Raw genomic sequence first — 17,557 nt, 5'->3', positions numbered from 1 at the left:
GATCGCGTCGGGCGCGATGTGCACCAGGTGCAGCACGCGCTTCAGCGGAACACATCCCGCTCCTGATCGAACATGTGCGCCACCTCCTCGGCAACCGCCCGGATCGAGGCATGCTTTCGATCCCGTCCTCGGGTCAGAAGAAAGACCTCCCTGCTCGGCGGGACGGCGCCCAGATCGCAGGGTTGCAGCGCCGGATCGACTCGCCCGATGTAGTGAGGAAGTAGCGCAAGCCCGATGCCCGAGCGCGCGGCAATGGATTGGAGGTACTGGTCATTGGCGCGAAAGGCGACGCGGGCGCGAGGGTGATGGCGCGTCATCCAGATTTCCTGAGACAGATGAGCATCGGCCTCGTTGAAGCCGATGAACGCCACCTCGCGCCCGGCCTCGACCGCATCGCACACGGCTTGAGTCCCGTAGAAGCCGTAGCCCACCGTTGCCAGGCGACGCGCGACGATATCGCCATCCTGAGGCACGTCAAAACGGAGAGCGATGTCGGCCTCATGCCGTTCAAGACTGACGGATCTCAGCGTCGGGGCAAGGTCGATATCCAGACGCGGATAACGCGCTGCCAGCGCGGGAAGTCGCGAAATGAGGAAACCGCCGCACAGACCCGGCGACGAACTGATCCTGACCAGGCCCGACGGCGCCCCCGCCTGCAGGCCGCGACTGAGCACTTGAGCCGCCTGCTCCATTTCACTGGCGGCTTCCAGCGCCTGCATGCCCGCTGCCGTCAGAATGTAGCCGTCCGGTCGTCGCTCGACGAGTGTCTCGCCAAGGCTGTCTTCCAGCGCGCGCAACCGACGCGCCACGGTGGCGTGGTTGACCGACAACATGCGGGCTGCAGCGGACAGACTGCCTTGGCGAGCCAAGGCCAGGAACACCCTGACGTCCTGCCAATCGAGGGCTGTGCGTTTTTGATCAGTCATTGGGCGAAGATAGAGAATATTCGATCAACCGACAACGCCTTATCTTCCGCTCATCCCCCGAGCATGAAGGAATGCAGCCATGTCAGAGATTCAGAAAGTCGCAATCGTCACCGGCGCCTCCCAAGGCATGGGCGAGGCCATCGTCCAGGCCTTTCGCGCCAGAGGCTATGGCGTGATCGCCACGTCCCGATCCATACAGCCGTCCGAAGATCCGCACCTCATTACCGTGGCGGGTGATATCGGAGATCCCGACACCGGCAAGCGTCTGGTCGCCGCAGCGCTCGAACGGTTCGGCCGGATCGATACGCTGGTGAACAACGCGGGCATCTTTATCGGGAAGGCCTTCACCGACTACACGGAAGCCGATTATCGCTTGAAGTTGCACACCAACCTCGACGGCTTCTTCTTTGCCACACAGACGGTGATACCGGTGATGCTGGCTCAAGGCAGCGGCCATGTGGTGCAAATCACCGCTTCGACGGCGGAGTTCGCCAGTTCGCTCTCCCCCGCCTTCATCGCCATGTTGACGAAAGGAGGGATGAACGCCGCCACCAAGAGCCTGGCGATGGAATATGCCACGCGCGGTATCCGCGTGAATGCTGTGGCACCGGGCATCATCCGCACCCCGATGCATGACCCGGCCGTCATCGAGCAACTGGCCGGCTTCCACCCGATGAAGACATTGGGAGAGGTAGAAGACATCGTGCGGGCTGTCCTGTACCTGGAAGACGCTGCGTTCTCGACCGGCGAGATCCTGCACGTCGATGGCGGTCTGATTGCCGGCCGTTAGGAACAGCGCGTCTTACCACGCAGAAACAGGAATCGGGCGAGGTGACCCACCCCGCGTCAGCTCGATCCCGGTGGGATTCCGTCTTTGTTGAAGTCCTTGAGGCGTTCCTTTTCCTTTTCCGTGGAATGGGCGGGAACGTCCTCGTTGGGTTTCGGTGTCTCTTTCTTTTCTTCAGCCATCTGCGGGCCCTCCTCTGGATACCTGTTGGGCAGCTTCGGCATCCGGCGGTTCAGAAAAGATCCGCGTCACCGTCCGTCCTATCCGGAGATTGCTCAGGACATGCACGTTCGATTCTGGACGCTCTCATGAAAGCGGTGATCTTTCTCGGTATCGGCGACCTTCATCTGACGTCCCAAGCCCCAACGGCGCGAGGACCTGTGCTCACGCCAGGCCCTCGGGTTCAGAGGTATTCGACATTGCCGTCGACGCTGATGGCTTGGCCGCTGATGTTCGCCGCTGCCCTGGACGACAGGAACAGCGCCATGGCCGCCACCTCTTCCATGGTCACCATCCGGCGCAGTGAGATTTTCTCGAGGTACCGATCACGCATGGCGTCGAAGGCGATGCCCAGCGTTTGCGCTCGGGCATCGATGACCCGGTTCATCCGCTCGCCGGCCACCACACCGGGCAGGATGGCATTGACGCGGATATTGTCTGGGCCCAGTTCGCTGGCAAGGGATTTCATCAACCCGATGATCGCCCATTTGGTCGAGGCGTACGGCGTCCTGAACGGATACCCTAAACGCCCCGCCACGGAGGACATCGCGATGATATGCGGGTCGAGCGTGGACTGCCTGAGAAAGGGAATTGCCTTACGCAGGACGTAATACTGGCTGTTGAGGTTGGTGGCGATCGTGGCCTCCCACTCGTGCGGTGCGAGCGTTTCGATGTTGCCCGTGGGACCGGCGATCCCTGCGTTATTCACCAAGACGTCCAGCCCCCCCAGCAGCGCAGTGGCCTCCTCCATCATCCGGTCCACTTGCACGGTGCTGGCAACGTCCGCCACACCCCCCTGCATACCCGGAAATTCGAGCTTCATGCGCTCGACGGCCTGGGCATCGATGTCGCAGATGTAGACCCGCGCCTGGACCTCATGAAACGCCTGGGCAATCACCGCACCGATCCCGGCTGCGCCGCCGGTGATCACGACCTTCAACTGTGCAACGGGCTTGAGTAAATCGATAATCTTCACGATGCTTCCCCTCCTTCAATGACCGCGTCGGTCGGCGACCGGCGCCCTTCTGCAGTCATCGCCCTGTTCAACAGCGGCACCAGCCCCAGCCCGAGCACGGCAGCGGCGACGATGACCATGAAACCGGAAGAACTGAGCCCCGATGCTTTTTCCGCAAGGCCGAACAGAAAAGGCCCCACAAAGCCGCCGAGCAGCCCGAGCGTGTTGATGAAGGCCAGCCCCGCTGCCGCTTCGATACCCTGGAGCCGCTTCATCGCAATGGCCCAGTAGATGGGCAGCACGCCCCCCGCGAAAAACGACGTCGCAGTGAAGAGTGCGATGCGCAAGGCCGCATCGCCGATCAGCGTAAAGGCCACCGCACTTGCGATCAGGCCGAGCGTGAACAGCGCCAGGCAGTCAGCGTCCCGGTCAAGCTTGCGGTGGATTCTGGGCAGGCTCAACACCCCGGCCAGAAAACCGAAGCCGACACTGCTGGACAGCAAGCCGACCGTCAGCGGCGAGGTGATGTGCATCTGTTGAATGATGGAGGGGGTGAAGAACACAAGCCCGACGAATGCCACCTGGTTCAAAAAGTAAATCAGACCGATCAGCACCGTGGTGGGCCGGGTCAGCGCACTGACCCAATGCCCGGCATATTGATGGGGCGCGGCGTGCCCAGGGAGCAAGGCATGCGCCTGCAACGACTCGGCCTGTGCTGCCGTCAGCCAGCGCGCATCGCTTGGCCGTTCGGGCAATTTGAACCAGAGCAGCACACCGACCGCGATACTCGGCAGCCCTTCCAGCAGGAACATCCACTGCCAGCCATGCAGGCCGCCGATACCATCCATGCGCATCAACGCACCGCCGATGGGATTGCCGATGACCAGCGCCAGGGCGGGCGCAAGGTAGATCCAGCCGATGACGATGCCCCGGTCCTTGGGTGCGAACCACAGCGTCACCATGTACATCAATGCCGGAAACAGGCCCGCTTCGGCGATACCCAGAAGCACACGCAGCACGTAAAACGACGCCTCACCCTGAACCCACATCATCGCCGATGACAACGCCCCCCACGTCACCGCGATTCGGGCGATCCAGCGCCGCGGCCCGATTCGGTGGGCTAGCAGATTGCTTGGCACTTCAAGCAAGGCGTAACCGATGAAGAAGATCCCCGCCCCCAGCCCGAAGGCCGCGGCACTGATCCCCAGATCGGCATCCAGCGCGGCTTTGGCCAGCGCGACGTTGGTTCTGTCCAGGTAGGACATGAAATAAATCGCACACATCAGGGGGATCAGCCGGACCATCGCCCGACGGGTCGCGAGGGCATGGGTCTGTGCGGCAGGCAGAGAAGCCGTCATGGTCAAACCTCTTGTTGTTGGCGTGATGGAGCTGAGCTTACCGATGGGTGGCGTGGCCGCCCTTGAGGCCGAGCATTTGCCGGGCCTCGTCCGGAGTTGCGATCTCGAAGGACAGTGCTTCCAGAATGTGGCGCACCTTACGGACTTGCTCCGCATTGGTTTTTGCCTTGACGCCCTTGGCCAGATAAATGCTGTCTTCCAGGCCGACCCGTACATTACCGCCCATGATGGCGCTCATCGTGACAAAGGGGAGCTGATGCCGCCCGGCGCCCAGGACGGAAAAGACGTAATTCTCCCGGCCGAACAACCGATCGGCGGTCGTTCGCATGAGCAACAGGTTCTCCGGATCTGCCCCCAAGCCGCCGAGAATGCCAAAGCAGCACTGGATGAACAGCGGCGGCTTCATCAGGCCTTGGGCCACGAAGTGCGCCAGGTTGTAGAGGTGCCCCACGTCATAGCACTCGAACTCGAATCGGGTGCCGTGTTCACCCAGTCCTTGCATGATCTGCTTGATGTCCTTGAAGGTGTTCTTGAACACCACATCCTCCATCCCTTCGACGTGTTCCCGTTCCCACGCATGGGTCCAGGACGTGATCTTTCCGGCCATCGGATGGATCGAGAAGTTCATGGAGCCCATGTTCAGCGAACAGAGTTCGGGCCTGGCAACGCGCGGAAACGCCAGCCGCTCGGCCAGCGTCATTCGGGTGCTGCCGCCGGTGGTGATGTTGATGATCGCATCCGTCGCACGGGCGATGCCTGGGACAAACTGGCCGAACACTTCCGGATCCGGCGTCGGTCGGCCGTCAACGGGATCGCGCGCATGCAGGTGCAAGATCGCGGCACCGGCCTGGGCCGCTTCGATGGATTGTTCTTCGATTTGTGCGGGGGTGAGCGGAAGGTACTCGGACATGGACGGCGTGTGCGTCGCACCGGTGACGGCACAGGAAATGATGACCTTGCGGCTGGGCTGGCTCATGGGGACGACCTTGTTCTTATGGTAGAGGCCCAACCGGCTTGGCGCCGGCGGGCGATGAGCCCAGCTTATTGAGTTTTCGGGATCACAGTAAGATCATTACCGGACAGCAATGAATCCCGAAGGGACATTCGAAGGAGTCCGGTCGATGACGCGAAAACTGCCGCTGTTCAATGAGCGCATTTACGCGCCCTACAAGATTGCGGCGTTGGTGGAGGTCTTGAGCGAACAGGGCATTGCCCCCAGCGCCAGCCTGCAAGGTAGCGGGCTGGAAGAACATCAGATCGCCGATGCCTCGGTGCTCACTTCGGTACGCCAGTACGCCGTCGTGTGCGGCAATGCCGTGTCGCTCTCGCGGGACCCGGCCACCCCCTTCAAGACCGGCGCGCGTCTTCACCTGTCGGCCTATGGCATGTACGGCTATGCGCTGATGTCATGCCTGTCACTGCGGGATTATTTCCGGTTAGGCGTCAAGTATCACGCACTGGCCACCCCCACCCTGACCATCGAATGGCAGGAGTACGAACACGAGGCGGTGTGGACGTTTCCCGACGCGTCCACGCCCAGCCCTTCGAAAGCCATCAAACAGTTTTGGATCGAACAGCAATTCACCCAGCACGTCACCCACCTGCAGGATGTGTTCGGCCAGAGTTGCCCCCCGACCCAAGCCTGCTTTGCCTACCCTGCTCCGGCTCATGCCCACCTGTACTCGGAATACCTCGGTTGCCCATGCGTTTTCGATCATGATCGCTGCGAGTTGCGTTACGACAGCTCCATCCTCGATCAGAAGCCCCATCTCGCGCATCCCCTCACCGCCGCCGTGCTGCAGGAGACTTGTGAACGCCTGATTGGCCAAGCCAAGGTGTCCACCGGCATTTCGGGTGAGGTGTATCAGATGATGATGCAGACACCGGGGTCTTTCCCCAGCATGGAGGACGTGGCCGAAGCACTGCACATGACCACCCGCAGCCTGCGCCGAAAGCTGCTCGATGAGCAGACGTCCTTCGCGGCGATCGTCGACGACGTGCGCTGCTCGCTGGCGACCGAGTACTTGAAGACCACCATGATGAGCACCGATGACATCGCGTTGCTGCTCGGCTTTACCGAACCGACCAACTTCCGAAGAGCCTTCAAGCGATGGACGGGACAGACGACCAAAGCCTATCGGCAGACCTGACCCGCCCGCGGCGGTCACGGCCGCAGAGGCTGTCCCGCATGGAAGTCTGTCTGGAAACCAACCTCACCGCCGCTGCTCAGGGGTTCAGCCCGGCCTGTTGTTGCGCACTCCATCGCGCGAGATTCGAATCCACGAGGGCCTGCGGCAAGGGGCTGGCGACGATCTTGCTCATCTCATCGCTGATGCGGTCGCGCAGGCTGCGGGGCAGGCAGCGCGAAGCGGGTGAAAGCGCCAAGTAAAGCCCCTCGCTGCTGACCGGTGGTTCCAACGCCTTGACCAGGCTGTCGATTCCGAGCGTCTTCGCCAACGCGATACCGGGGTACTGTTCGAAGATCACGAAGTCATTGCGCTTGAGCATGAGTTTCTGGAAAGCCTGACTGGCGGTAGGCACAGCCTCGAGCGACAGATGTTCGCTGGCGTAGTCGTCGAAGGCCTGACCGTAGCTATTGTTCACCAACGTGCCGCCGCTGTGGCCGATCAGATCGGCCCATTGATGGTAGGCGAACGCACCGTCCTTCCTCACCCAAACCATGCTCGGGGTGAAGAGAAAGGGAGGATCGATGAAGTCGAGCGTCCGTTCGCGCTCCTTTGTCAGGAAGTAGCCGGCAAGCATGTCAACCCGCCCTGCCTTGACCTCCTCCTGCGCCCGCGACCAAGGCCCAACGTAAACCACGTCGATCTGCAGGCCGAGCCGGGTGCCCAGTTGCTGGATCAGGTCGGCATTGGCACCGATGAGTCGCTCGGGGCGATCAGGGTCGCGCCACAAGTAGGGAGGGTACTCGGCATTGCCGGTGGCCGTCAGGTGATCGCACCCCGATTGACTGGACGCGACGCCGGGGAACAGTAACAGGATCGCCAGGGAACCCACGCTGCACAGACCACGCCTGACCATAGCGAACCTCCGAGGAAAACTCGTATCCGGGCGCTCCGCCCGTACCTGTTGCGCGGTGGCTCAATCGGTGATCGATCCCGCTCCGCCATCGAGCCACTTCTTCACCACCGCGTCATACGTGCCGTTGGCCCGAACCTGCTCCAACGCCCGCCTGTAGCGCTCAACCACTGCATCAGGCGTGCCGAGACTGAACGCCATGTAGAGCCCTTCGGGATTGGACAGATCCGGTAACGCGAGCGAGCGCACCATGGTGCGGGGATCGTCGCCATTCTTGCGCATCAAGCTGATGACATTCAGCTCATTGGAAATCCACAATTCGACATGGTCCACTTTGAGCTTGTGGTAGTTGTGCTCGTACATGCTGCTCGACTGCAACTGCTTGCCCAGTTCAAAGCCATGGGCCAGCAGATACTGCTCGCCAACATCCTGGTTGACGGTCGCAATCTGATAACGCTTGGCCTCCTCCAGCGAGCCGAGCACGATCGGTCGTTCGGCCAGGCTGAACAGGAACCATGAAGTGGGGGCTATCGCACCGACCCACTTGAACAAATGCTCGCGCTGCGGGGTTCGGGCGATGGAGTAGATCAGCACGTTATCGGCATGCAGAGCGAGGTCGTAAGCGCGAGCCCAAGGCAGGACTTCGATGCGAGGGGAAGTCCCCACGGTGTCCATGACCGCTTGCACGATCTCGGTGCTCAACCCGGTGACCTTGCCATGCTCCAGCATGTTGTACGGCGCAAGGTTTTCGGTGACGACCCGAAGGGGTGCCGTCGATGAATCCGCGGCGAGCGTGGCTCCCAGGACGCTCAGTCCCAACAGGAAAAACAAACCTTTTACGCACTTCAGCCGGGGCATGGACCAGGTCTCATCACGACGTCGAGAGGTCATTGGGTGCTCACAGCGCAAGTACCTTGCTCAGCCTGTCCAGCGCCGAAGAGGCCAAGTTGCGCTTCATCACAGGTTAGAAATCCGGAAACGCCCAGGTTCCATCGAATGCACCGGAAGGCACAGCGGCGTGCATGTTGATCATCGCCTTGGCTCGGCCCCGGTCGAACGCCCTCAGGCGAAGCAGAACCAGACGAAAGCACTGCTACTGCCCACTCCGCGTGCCAAGGGGGATCACTCGCTGGCCTTGAAAACCAGTTCGCCCTTGCGCCATTTCGCCGCCTTGGCGGTGGCAGCCTTGAGTACCTTGCTCAAGCCCAACTGAATCTGCTCATGGGCCGCGAACACCATGAACACCGTATTGGATTCCTTGAAGACGATGCCATGACCTTCCGGCACATCGACGAACGCGTATTCGCCCAAGCCATAGATGGTCATCTTGATTTCACGAAAGCGGATTTCGAACTTGCCGCCTTCACGGCTCGGCAGCACGGCTGCGCGAAAATGGTCGCCGACCTTGAGTTCCAGACGGGGCTTGTCATCGACCACCATGGCGGTTTCGGTGTCGATTTCCGACATGTAGATCCCTTCGGGAGACTGCTCAATGACATAAACGAAACGTGCCTGGAACTGCTTCACCAACTGCGCGCGCAAATCTCCAAGCACGAATAACGCATGGGTTTCCAGATTACTGACGGCCAATGTACCAACTCCCAACCAGATATGAACTCGCCCGGCAACTGGCCAGGCAAGGATGTAGACAAGAACGAAAACGGTGCGCCCCCTGCGGACGGGCGCTGGCGTGACCCGGGATTCTACCGGCTGAGAGTCTATACGGGATACAGGCCTTTCGTCCGTAATGTCGCATTTTCTGTACACGAACGCCGGTCCGAAGCTGTGTGCAATCGGGCATCGCCCGTTTGTGCAACGGCTGAAACGTTCACGCAATTACCTCGAACTCTCGTTCGGTGAATGCACTCACATGCAACGTAATGCTGACCAACGACCCCATCAACCGGAGCTGCCATGGAAACCACCCTTACTCTCGAAAACCTCTTCGACCAACTGGGACTGGCGTCGGATGAAGCCAGTATCGATGCATTCATCGGCGCACACCCACTGCCCGAGAACGTCAAGCTGGTGGATGCCGACTTCTGGACGCCACAGCAAGCGCGTTTCTTGAAAGAGGAACTGATTGAAGACGCCGACTGGGCTTTGGCAGTGGATGAACTCAATGTCCGTTTGCATAGCAACGAAAACAGGTGATACCACAGCGCGGGGCGACATGAACATGTCGCCTCGCCTTTATCGTGGGTAGCCTGGCTGGCTCAGGTTCAGGAAGCCTTGACGGCCATTCAGCGCCGGCGCATGAACGAACAGGCTGTCCACCAACGCACCACGTCGTCCAATGGACGCATTCCAATGAGCGGAGCAGTGAATATAACGCCAATACAACATTTGCGTGTCCTTCGGGCTGAGCGGATCGCCCTCTCCGCGCGCATACGCCATTAACTTTTCGGCGATGCCCTTCAACTCTGGCGGCAGACTCAAGTCGGCGGTGTCGGGAACGGGCAGGAAGGGAACGCCTTCATCACAGGCCAATGCGTGCATCACGCGCAGATACACCCGAGACAAATGCCCGAACACGCGACGCTCGAGCTTGACACTCGCCACCACAGTCTTCATGCCATGACCGCGGTGAACCATGCGCTCGAAACATTCGATGCCCACGGAAGCTGTACTGTCCAGCGGGTCGATCCATCGGTGCGCGTCGAGCCTGCCTAACTCGTCGTGAGTCTGTAGCCAGGCGTCAGTGGCATCGTAGGGCGTACTGGCACTGACCAGGCTGCGCCGAGGGCGCGTCAAGGACACCCTCTCCACACTTTGCGGCTGATACCCACCGCCAATATCGGAATGGCTGCCCGGGAGCACGATTTCACGCGACCAACCGGGCGTGATGTGGTTCAAGGCGAAGTTGCGACGATGCTCATCCCCCGCCACCAGATGAATCACCTGCTGCGCGCACCCTGGAGGCAGAAACAGGTTGACGCGGGCATTCACCCCGTCCCTTACGTTCCCCAGATCCGACAGCCCGCCCACGGCCGCCACGGTGTCGAACAAGCCGATCACCTTCAGTTGGATGCAATTGGCTCCCCAGGAAAAGCCTGGCGCCAATGCCAGCCTCCCGGACCGCAGCAGCAGGTCCACTTCCCCACGCGATTGTTTGAGCACTTCATTGGCCAGATGGCGCGCCGCTGCGGCGCCACGACTAAAGCCGAACAGATCCAGCTCGAGTGCGGCAATCACGCAATGCGGATTGCTGGCGGAAAAAGCCTGCAGCGCCTCGTCGATCTTTTTGATGCTGCGGGACACTTTTGCGAGCACCCCCGTATTTCCGCGCCCGAACCCCAAGCCCGACACCCGGGAGTCGCGGCCGCCGGAAGACGTGCCAATGCCACTGACGTACACCGATCGATAGGCTCTGAGCCCTTTTCCGTCGTTACGCGCGACGGGCTGGTCGCGGTACAGATCAGCCAGTCGGGCGATGTTGGTCAGGTCGTTGCTGTAGCTGCTGCCGGGGTCGGAATGCCGTCCCCCGCACTCTTTGATATGCGCACCGTTGTAGATTTCAGCCATGGCCTGACAGTCGGCGCCAATCTGGCTGTTGATGCGGTTGTTGCCCGTGCCGTCAAAGAACACGCCGATACGTACAGTGACATCCAGGGCTCCGGTGGAGCCGCTGGGCCCAGTACCTGAATGCAAAGCTGTCATAACTCAATCACCTGTGAGTAACGATTAAAAGCCAGATGGTTAATATCTGGTCATATAACCCACAGAATGCGAGTCCTAGAGACTCCGTCAATACAGTAAGAAAGCTTTCAGAAAAGCCCTACTTAAATATCAGACCGTTAAGCAAGCGCGACAACTAAATCCTACAGTGTGCGCTTGAAAGAGCACCAAACGGCCCACGCAACTAAACGAAAAACAGGCACAACCACAATAATTAAATATTGTTTCGCTCCATTATTCGTAACTCGAAATAACGAAAGAACAGCGACCTCCGCTGCTCTTCGTCACATTTGGCAAACGGTTCAGGCGGCCGGCTCGTTCTTGTTCTCCGGTTTGTACCCCAGCCGCAAGCCGCCCCAGTGTCGGCCTTTGACCATGATAGGCACGGACAGATCGTGCATCAGCTCGCCGGTGTCGCGGGTGTAGGTCTGCAACAGCACCGGTTGTTGATGGCTGCCACAGCGAATGCCGGTGCGGTCGTCGAACTTGCGCTTGCTGCGGTTGCGCACCGTATCGACACTGACATCGCCGGTCAGGGGCTGGTTGAAGGCCTGATTGTGGGTTGGCACGTAACCTTGAGGTGTGCAGGCGATGGCGAACACCAGGCCTTCATGACGCTTGAGCAACGGTTCTTGAAGGGCGGGCAGTACCTGATCGGTGTATCGATCGAAGCGGGTCTGATACCGGGTGGGCGAGGTATTGGGGATCGGCTGATAACTGCGGTCGAACAAATCCTCCAGGCTGACACGACGCTGGTCGATGTCCTGCTCGAACTGCCGGGCGATCTGGGCGGCCCCTTCTCGCGCCAAGTCGTATATCCGCTGGTGATAATCGTCCAGCCCCACTTGCGCCAGGCGCTCGCTGATGGTTTCCGCCTGCCCTTCCATCTGCACCGCCGATTGCGCCAGGTGGCGGGTCTGGTCATCGCTGATGGCCAAGTCGCCGCGCATCTGTTCGACCGCGACGAACAGACTGCTCAATTGTGCCTGGTTATTCTCGGCCCCGGTCGCGATCTCGCTGACTTGCCCCTCTACCCCGGCTGCCAGTTGCGCAATGCCTGCCAATTGCCGCCCGGTCATCTCGACCTGCTCGACGCCGCTGCCAAGGTCAGCGGAAAGCTGACGAATCTGCTCGACCACTTGCGCGGTGCGTTGCTGAATGTCGGCCACCATTTCCCCGACTTCGCCGGTGGCCGTTGCCGTGCGCCCGGCCAGCCCGCGCACCTCATCGGCCACGACGGCAAAACCGCGCCCATGTTCGCCAGCCCGGGCGGCTTCGATGGCGGCGTTGAGCGCCAACAGGTTGGTCTGGCTGGCAATGGACTGAATGACCGCCGTCACCCGCTGAATGTCTTCGCTGCGCTGGCTGAGGGCTTCGATCAGTTGACGGCTGTTGTCCGCGCGTTCGCTGAGCTGGTGCATCAAGGCAATGGATTCGTTGAGCACCGTCAGCCCCGAATCGCTGCTGTGACGGACCTCGCTGGCCGCCCCGAGCGCTTGCTGACTCAACGACGAGGTCGCGCGTTCGGTGGTGATCATGACGTCAGCGCTGCTGACGATCTGCTCCGCGGCGCTGACCTGAGACTGCAGCCGTGCCGCCAACTGCTTCACGGAAAACGCCACCGCTGCTGCTGACAGCGCATTGTGGCTGGTGCTGCGGGACAAATCGCGCGTCAGCCGGCCGAGGGCATCGTCCGAGGTGACCACCGGCAATGACGCGGCAGGGCGGAGGAGCACGCGGGGCAGCCAGAGAATCAGCAGTGCCAGCGGCAACCCGACATAGGCTGAAACTGCGGCCCAGATCATCGCCGCGAACAGCACAGCCAGCGCGAGACTTTGCAGGACAGGCACCTGCCAGCCAGGAGAAGCGTTAGGGGATTGAGCGCGTGTCGGTTGCGCCTGCGAAGAAAGCATCCCTGTGTGACTGCCATTGATCGCCATATCCGTGCCCCACCCTGCTTATCATTATTTTGAAAGCATTAAACGTCAGATGGCGGCCATGCGCCATGAGCCGTTGGTGGTAGTCGGTCGGATTTTGGATGGGGAACAGGAAATCCCCGGCAAAGCTCGGGCGACAAAAAGCCCGACTGCCGATTCACGGCAGCCGGGCTTTCGAAACCTTTCGACGAATCAGGCCTGACGCTGGTGGCGGTCGATCTGTTCGTGACGTTCCTGGGCTTCAATGCAGTACTTGGTGGTCGGGCTGATCAGCAGACGCTTCAGGCCGATAGGCTCACCGCTGTCGTCGCACCACCCGAATGTGTCGTCTGCAATGCGGGCCAGCGCCATCTCCAACTGCGGCAACAGACGCTGGTCGCGCTCGATCGCATTCACCAGCCAGTGACGCTCTTCTTCTACAGAGGCAGCGTCGGCCGGGTCCGCCGGCGTGTCCAGGCTTTCGATTGCGATACGGCTCTGCTCGATGCGCTCGTGGGTTTCCACCTTCATGGACTGCAGCAGGGCCCGGAAAAAGGCGTGCTGCTCGGCGTTCATGTAGTCATCGGCCGGCATCGCCAGCAACTTTTCCTTGGTCATTGATTTCTCTATAAAAAAACGTGCATTAAGGCGAATCAAGGGAGCGCCTTGGCCCGGTTGTAAATACGAGCTCGCCAGCGCCGGCGTCTCCAGGCGCCATCTGGCACTCAATTTACGAGGGGCGGCAGTCTAAGGCCGGGTGCCGTACTCGGCAACATAATTGAACAGGATTCGCTCAACAAGCCCCCAAATCCCGGTGGCATTGGGCCAAATCCCTGTTTCGGCTCATCTCGACGCGCCCGATCTTCTGATCGGAAGCTGCAGCATGGCATCGGACTGCAATCATGGAGGCTTTCAGACCGAGGGCCCGGCGTTCGGTTCAACCCTTCAACAAACCGAAAGGGCCTGATAGCAGGCCCTTTTCGCACGACATTCGGATCAGCGCTTGAGCTTGCGCTTGTTGCGGTACTGGTCGATCACCACCGCAACGACGATGATCAGGCCCTTGATGATGTCCTGCACGTAGGCATCGACGCCCACGAACGTGAAGCCGCTGGCCATCACACCCAGGATGAGCGCGCCGATCACCGTACCCGTGATGCGGCCCACCCCCCCGGCCAGGCTGGTCCCACCGATCACTGCTGCCGCGATGGCGTCCAGTTCGTAGGACACGCCCATGCCGGCCTGACCGGTCGCGGCCCGCGCCGAGGCCACCACACCCGCCAGGCCGGCCAGCAGCCCGGCGATGCTGTAGACGATGATCAGATGACGCTTGACGTTGATGCCCGAGGTTCGCGCGGCCTGCATGTTACCGCCGATGGCGTAGGTGTATTTGCCGTACTTGGTGTAGCGCAGCGCGATATGGAAGATGACCGCCACCACCAAAAAGATGATGACCGGCATCGCCCCCTGACCGATCGCAGTGTAGGCGTCGTTAAGCATGCTTACCGGCTGACCGCCGGTGTAAAAACGCGCCAGCCCGCGAGCGGAAACCATCATGCCCAGGGTGGCAATGAACGGCGGAATGCCCGTGATGGCAATGATGCTGCCATTGATCGCCCCCGCCAGCAGGCCGACGCCCAGCCCTGCGATGACCGGTACCCAGACCGGCAGGTCGGTCAAGGAGGGAAAAACGGCGCGCGTGTAATCGGATGACTGCGCCAGGCTGGCGGCGATCATGGCCGTCAATGCCAGTACCGAGCCCGATGACAAGTCGATGCCCGTGGTGATGATCACCTGAGTCACACCAATGGCGATCAGCCCGATGATGGAGACTTGCAGGATCATCAAGACCAGCCGTTGGGAGTTGAGCAGAAAGCTCTGGTCGCGCACGGCCCAGCCGAAGACTTCGAAGATCAGGCCAATGCCGATCAGCACCAGGAAGATGCTCAATTCCGTCGGCATGCGGCGTTTGCGGCGGCTCGGGGCCACTGCGGGCTTATTGTCCAGAATCGCATTCATCTTCATACGTGCCTCTTGTTCTTCGCCCAATGCCCGGCCATCGGCCTTTAATGAATCGAGTTGCCCGACGCCAGGTGCATCACACGCTCCTGCGTCGCCTCAGCACGGTCGAGAGTCCCCATCATCTGACCTTCATGCATGACCATCACCCGATCGCTCATACCCAGCACTTCGGGCAATTCCGACGAAATCATGATCACCGCCATGCCTTCGCTGGCGAGCAGTGAAATCAACCGGTAAATCTCGGCCTTGGCGCCGACGTCGATGCCTCGTGTCGGCTCATCGAGGATCAACACCCGGGGGTGGGTCATCAGCCAGCGCGCAAGCAGGGCCTTTTGCTGGTTACCACCGGACAAGGTGTCGATACATTGCTCCAGTGAAGGTGTCTTGACCCGCAGCTTCTTGCACATGTCTTCGCACAACGCTCGCAGCGCCTTCTGGTGCACGAAGCCATTGCCGGCGTAATGGGGAAGCACGGCCATCTCCATGTTCTCCAGCACGGACAGGCAGGGAAACAGCCCACTGAGCTTGCGGTCCTCGGTCAGCAGCGCAAAGCCTTTTTCGATAGCAAAATGCGGATCGACCACTTTGATCGGCACGCCATCGAGAAGAATGTCGCCCTCGGTGCAAGGGGTGATGCCAAACAGGGTTTCCGCCACGTTGGTCCGCCCTGCCCCCATCAACCCGGCGATGCCCAGCACTTCGCCAGCGTGCAGGTCGAACGAAACGCCTTCGAACACCCCCTCCAACCCGAGGTTGCGCACCGACAGCATGCGTTCGCCCACTGGCGAGGTCCTTTCGGGAAACAATTGCGTCAACTCGCGACCGACCATCATCGAAATCAGACTGTCGCCGTCCATGCTGTCAGCGCGCTGCAGGCCGATGTAGGCGCCATCACGAAACACCGCCACTTCATCGGCGATGGCGAACACTTCGTTCATCTTGTGCGTGATGTAGATGATGCCCTTACCCTGCGCGCGAAGGTCGGCGATGATCGAAAACAAGTGGGCCACTTCCTTTTCGGTAATGGCCGAAGTGGGCTCATCCATGATCAGCACATCGGAATCGTAAGACACCGCCTTGGCGATCTCGACCATCTGCCGTTCGGCAATGCTCAGGTTGCCGACCTGTTCCTGTGGATCGAGGTCGATACGCAGGCGATCCAGCAGCGACTGTGTACACCGGTGCATCGCACGGTGGTCGACCATGTGCAGCCCGTTGAGCTGTTCCCGGCCGATCCAGATATTTTCAGCGATGGTCATGTGCGGCATCAGGTTCAGTTCCTGATGAATCATCGCAATGCCCGATTGCAGCGCCGACAGCGGGCTTTCGAAGACGACCGGCTTGCCCCGCAGACGAATCTCGCCCGCGTCGGGCGCGTAGATGCCGGCGATGATTTTCATCAGCGTGGATTTGCCCGCGCCGTTCTCACCCATGAGGGCCAGCACGCTGCCTGGCCGCACGCGCAATTGCACGTCGTCCAACGCCACCACGCCGGGGAAGGCTTTGCTGATGTGGGTGATTTCCAGCAGATAGGGGTACTCGACGTTGCCCACAGCGTGTTCGGAATTCGCAGCAGGGCCAGTGGCAGTCGCAGCAGTAGCGGAAGCGAACATGGTCGCAGACTCCTGGGGCACCGGGCAGCAGCGTGCGCTGCATGCCCTGCGCCCTGTCGGTGATCGAGAGGTCGGGCTTACTTGAAGGTACTGACGTTATCCGGGGTGATCAGCCTGAAAGGAATGACGATGGCCTGCTGCGGCAGCGCTTCCTTTTTCACCATTTTCACCGCCGCATCGATGGACCCTTCACCCTGGCCCTTGGCGTCCTGAAACACCGACACCGTCAGGTCGCCCTTCTTGACGGCGGCCAGGCCGTCCGGCGTACCGTCGACGCCCGCAACCAGCACCTCGCCCGGCTTTTTGCCCGCTTGCTTCAACGCCATGGACGCGCCGATGGCCATTTCGTCATTGTTGGAAAGGACTGCACCGAAGTCACGGCCCTGGGTCAGCCAGTTGTTGGTGATGTCCATACCCTTCTGCCGTCCCCAGGCACCCTCCTGTTCTTCGGCGATTTTGATGTCCGGGTATTTTTTCAGGACTTCCTTGACGCCTTCGGTGCGGTCGCGGGTCGAGTTGTTCGCCAACTCGCCCAGCAGGATCACCACCGTGCCTTTGCCGCCCAATTTGTCGGCGATGTATTGCATCTGCATCCGACCGGCTTCCTTGTCATCGGATGTCACCGAAGCCACGCCTTGCGGCAGTTGAGGATCGTCCGGACGACGGTTGACATAGACCAGCGGAATGCCCGCCGCCGTCGCGGCCTTGGTGATGCGGGCCGTCGCCGCGGTGTCGACGGGATTGACGATCAGCGCATCGACTTTCTTGCCGATCAATTCCTGAATCTGGTCGAGCTGTTTATTCACATCGTTGCGCGCATCCACATATTGCAGATCGACGTCGCCCATGGCCTTGGCCTTCTTGCTCATGTCTTCGCGCATATAGGTCAGGTAGGTGTCGTCAAACTGCGACATGGACACACCGATTTTCACGTCGGCGGCCAGGGTGGCGCCGCTGCCGAGCATCAACGCAAGGGCCAGAGCGGTCAAACGGGCTTTGGTGTTCATGAGCGGTCTTTCTCCAGATTCTTGTTGTTGTAGTGAA

The 17,557-nt window shown here is 60.6% G+C and carries 17 protein-coding genes; 3 read left to right on the top strand and 14 right to left on the bottom strand.

The genetic code is table 11. The annotated features are described in order from the left end of the window. Positions 1-41: 41 nt before the first annotated feature. Entirely contained in the window at positions 42-926 is an 885-nt protein-coding gene (locus N5D61_RS10695; RefSeq protein ID WP_108238266.1) for a LysR family transcriptional regulator, read from the bottom strand. Between the two features lie 79 nt (positions 927-1,005). Here N5D61_RS10695 and N5D61_RS10690 point away from each other — a divergent pair, with 79 nt between their 5' ends. After that, complete coding sequence (locus tag N5D61_RS10690; RefSeq protein WP_279892561.1) at positions 1,006-1,716, top strand: SDR family oxidoreductase; 711 nt, start codon at positions 1,006-1,008, stop codon at positions 1,714-1,716. A 56-nt stretch (positions 1,717-1,772) separates the two neighbouring features. Here the strand turns inward: N5D61_RS10690 and N5D61_RS10685 are convergent, their stop codons facing one another. The 4 genes from N5D61_RS10685 to N5D61_RS10670 form a co-directional block, all read right to left on the bottom strand. Beyond that, positions 1,773-1,895 carry a hypothetical protein gene (locus tag N5D61_RS10685; RefSeq protein ID WP_108238309.1) on the bottom strand — a complete coding sequence of 41 codons (123 nt, stop codon included), beginning with the start codon at positions 1,893-1,895 and terminating at the stop codon, positions 1,773-1,775. Positions 1,896-2,116: 221 nt separating this feature from the next. Beyond that, positions 2,117-2,908: an SDR family oxidoreductase gene (locus N5D61_RS10680; RefSeq protein WP_279892560.1), complete on the bottom strand. Its 792-nt coding sequence runs from the start codon at positions 2,906-2,908 to the stop codon at positions 2,117-2,119. Then, on the bottom strand, positions 2,905-4,245 hold the full coding sequence (locus tag N5D61_RS10675) for an MFS transporter (protein WP_108238263.1): 1,341 nt from the start codon (positions 4,243-4,245) through the stop codon (positions 2,905-2,907). Before N5D61_RS10675 ends, N5D61_RS10680 begins: the two co-directional genes overlap by 4 nt. 37 nt (positions 4,246-4,282) lie before the next feature. Continuing rightward, positions 4,283-5,221, bottom strand: coding sequence for a 3-keto-5-aminohexanoate cleavage protein (locus tag N5D61_RS10670; protein ID WP_108238262.1), 939 nt, complete (start codon positions 5,219-5,221; stop codon positions 4,283-4,285). A 145-nt stretch (positions 5,222-5,366) separates the two neighbouring features. Between N5D61_RS10670 and N5D61_RS10665 the strand changes: the two genes are divergently transcribed. Next, a complete protein-coding gene (locus N5D61_RS10665; RefSeq protein ID WP_279892557.1) occupies positions 5,367-6,395 on the top strand; it encodes an AraC family transcriptional regulator in 1,029 nt (342 codons plus the stop codon). Between the two features lie 76 nt (positions 6,396-6,471). On the opposite strand, the gene N5D61_RS10660 is transcribed toward N5D61_RS10665, so the two are convergent. The 3 genes from N5D61_RS10660 to N5D61_RS10650 form a co-directional block, all read right to left on the bottom strand. Further along, positions 6,472-7,287, bottom strand: a complete 816-nt coding sequence (locus N5D61_RS10660; protein WP_108238260.1) for a transporter substrate-binding domain-containing protein — start codon at positions 7,285-7,287, stop codon at positions 6,472-6,474. Between the two features lie 60 nt (positions 7,288-7,347). After that, the gene (locus N5D61_RS10655) at positions 7,348-8,142 is read right to left on the bottom strand and encodes a transporter substrate-binding domain-containing protein (protein WP_279892556.1); all 795 of its coding nucleotides are present in this window, start codon (positions 8,140-8,142) and stop codon (positions 7,348-7,350) included. 264 nt (positions 8,143-8,406) lie between these two features. Continuing rightward, entirely contained in the window at positions 8,407-8,874 is a 468-nt protein-coding gene (locus tag N5D61_RS10650) for a hypothetical protein (RefSeq protein ID WP_108238258.1), read from the bottom strand. Positions 8,875-9,198: 324 nt separating this feature from the next. Between N5D61_RS10650 and N5D61_RS10645 the strand changes: the two genes are divergently transcribed. Further along, entirely contained in the window at positions 9,199-9,438 is a 240-nt protein-coding gene (locus N5D61_RS10645) for a DUF2789 domain-containing protein (protein ID WP_108238257.1), read from the top strand. Positions 9,439-9,477: 39 nt separating this feature from the next. Here N5D61_RS10645 and N5D61_RS10640 read toward each other — a convergent pair whose 3' ends face one another. The 6 genes from N5D61_RS10640 to N5D61_RS10615 form a co-directional block, all read right to left on the bottom strand. After that, on the bottom strand, positions 9,478-10,944 hold the full coding sequence (locus N5D61_RS10640) for a DUF2235 domain-containing protein (protein ID WP_108238256.1): 1,467 nt from the start codon (positions 10,942-10,944) through the stop codon (positions 9,478-9,480). Between the two features lie 320 nt (positions 10,945-11,264). Then, positions 11,265-12,875, bottom strand: coding sequence for a methyl-accepting chemotaxis protein (locus N5D61_RS10635; protein WP_256600561.1), 1,611 nt, complete (start codon positions 12,873-12,875; stop codon positions 11,265-11,267). Positions 12,876-13,091: 216 nt separating this feature from the next. Further along, complete coding sequence (locus N5D61_RS10630) at positions 13,092-13,496, bottom strand: TraR/DksA C4-type zinc finger protein (protein ID WP_279892553.1); 405 nt, start codon at positions 13,494-13,496, stop codon at positions 13,092-13,094. Between the two features lie 378 nt (positions 13,497-13,874). After that, positions 13,875-14,897: an ABC transporter permease gene (locus N5D61_RS10625; protein ID WP_108238308.1), complete on the bottom strand. Its 1,023-nt coding sequence runs from the start codon at positions 14,895-14,897 to the stop codon at positions 13,875-13,877. Between the two features lie 47 nt (positions 14,898-14,944). Continuing rightward, the gene (locus N5D61_RS10620; protein WP_108238253.1) at positions 14,945-16,513 is read right to left on the bottom strand and encodes a sugar ABC transporter ATP-binding protein; all 1,569 of its coding nucleotides are present in this window, start codon (positions 16,511-16,513) and stop codon (positions 14,945-14,947) included. Positions 16,514-16,590: 77 nt separating this feature from the next. After that, positions 16,591-17,520 carry a sugar ABC transporter substrate-binding protein gene (locus N5D61_RS10615; RefSeq protein WP_279892550.1) on the bottom strand — a complete coding sequence of 310 codons (930 nt, stop codon included), beginning with the start codon at positions 17,518-17,520 and terminating at the stop codon, positions 16,591-16,593. Positions 17,521-17,557: the final 37 nt, after the last annotated feature.

The sequence above is a fragment of the Pseudomonas sp. GD03842 genome (assembly GCF_029841165.1).
Lineage (GTDB): Bacteria > Pseudomonadota > Gammaproteobacteria > Pseudomonadales > Pseudomonadaceae > Aquipseudomonas.
The sequence above is the reverse complement of the archived record's forward strand: the minus strand, read 5'-3'. Positions and strand labels throughout refer to the sequence as shown.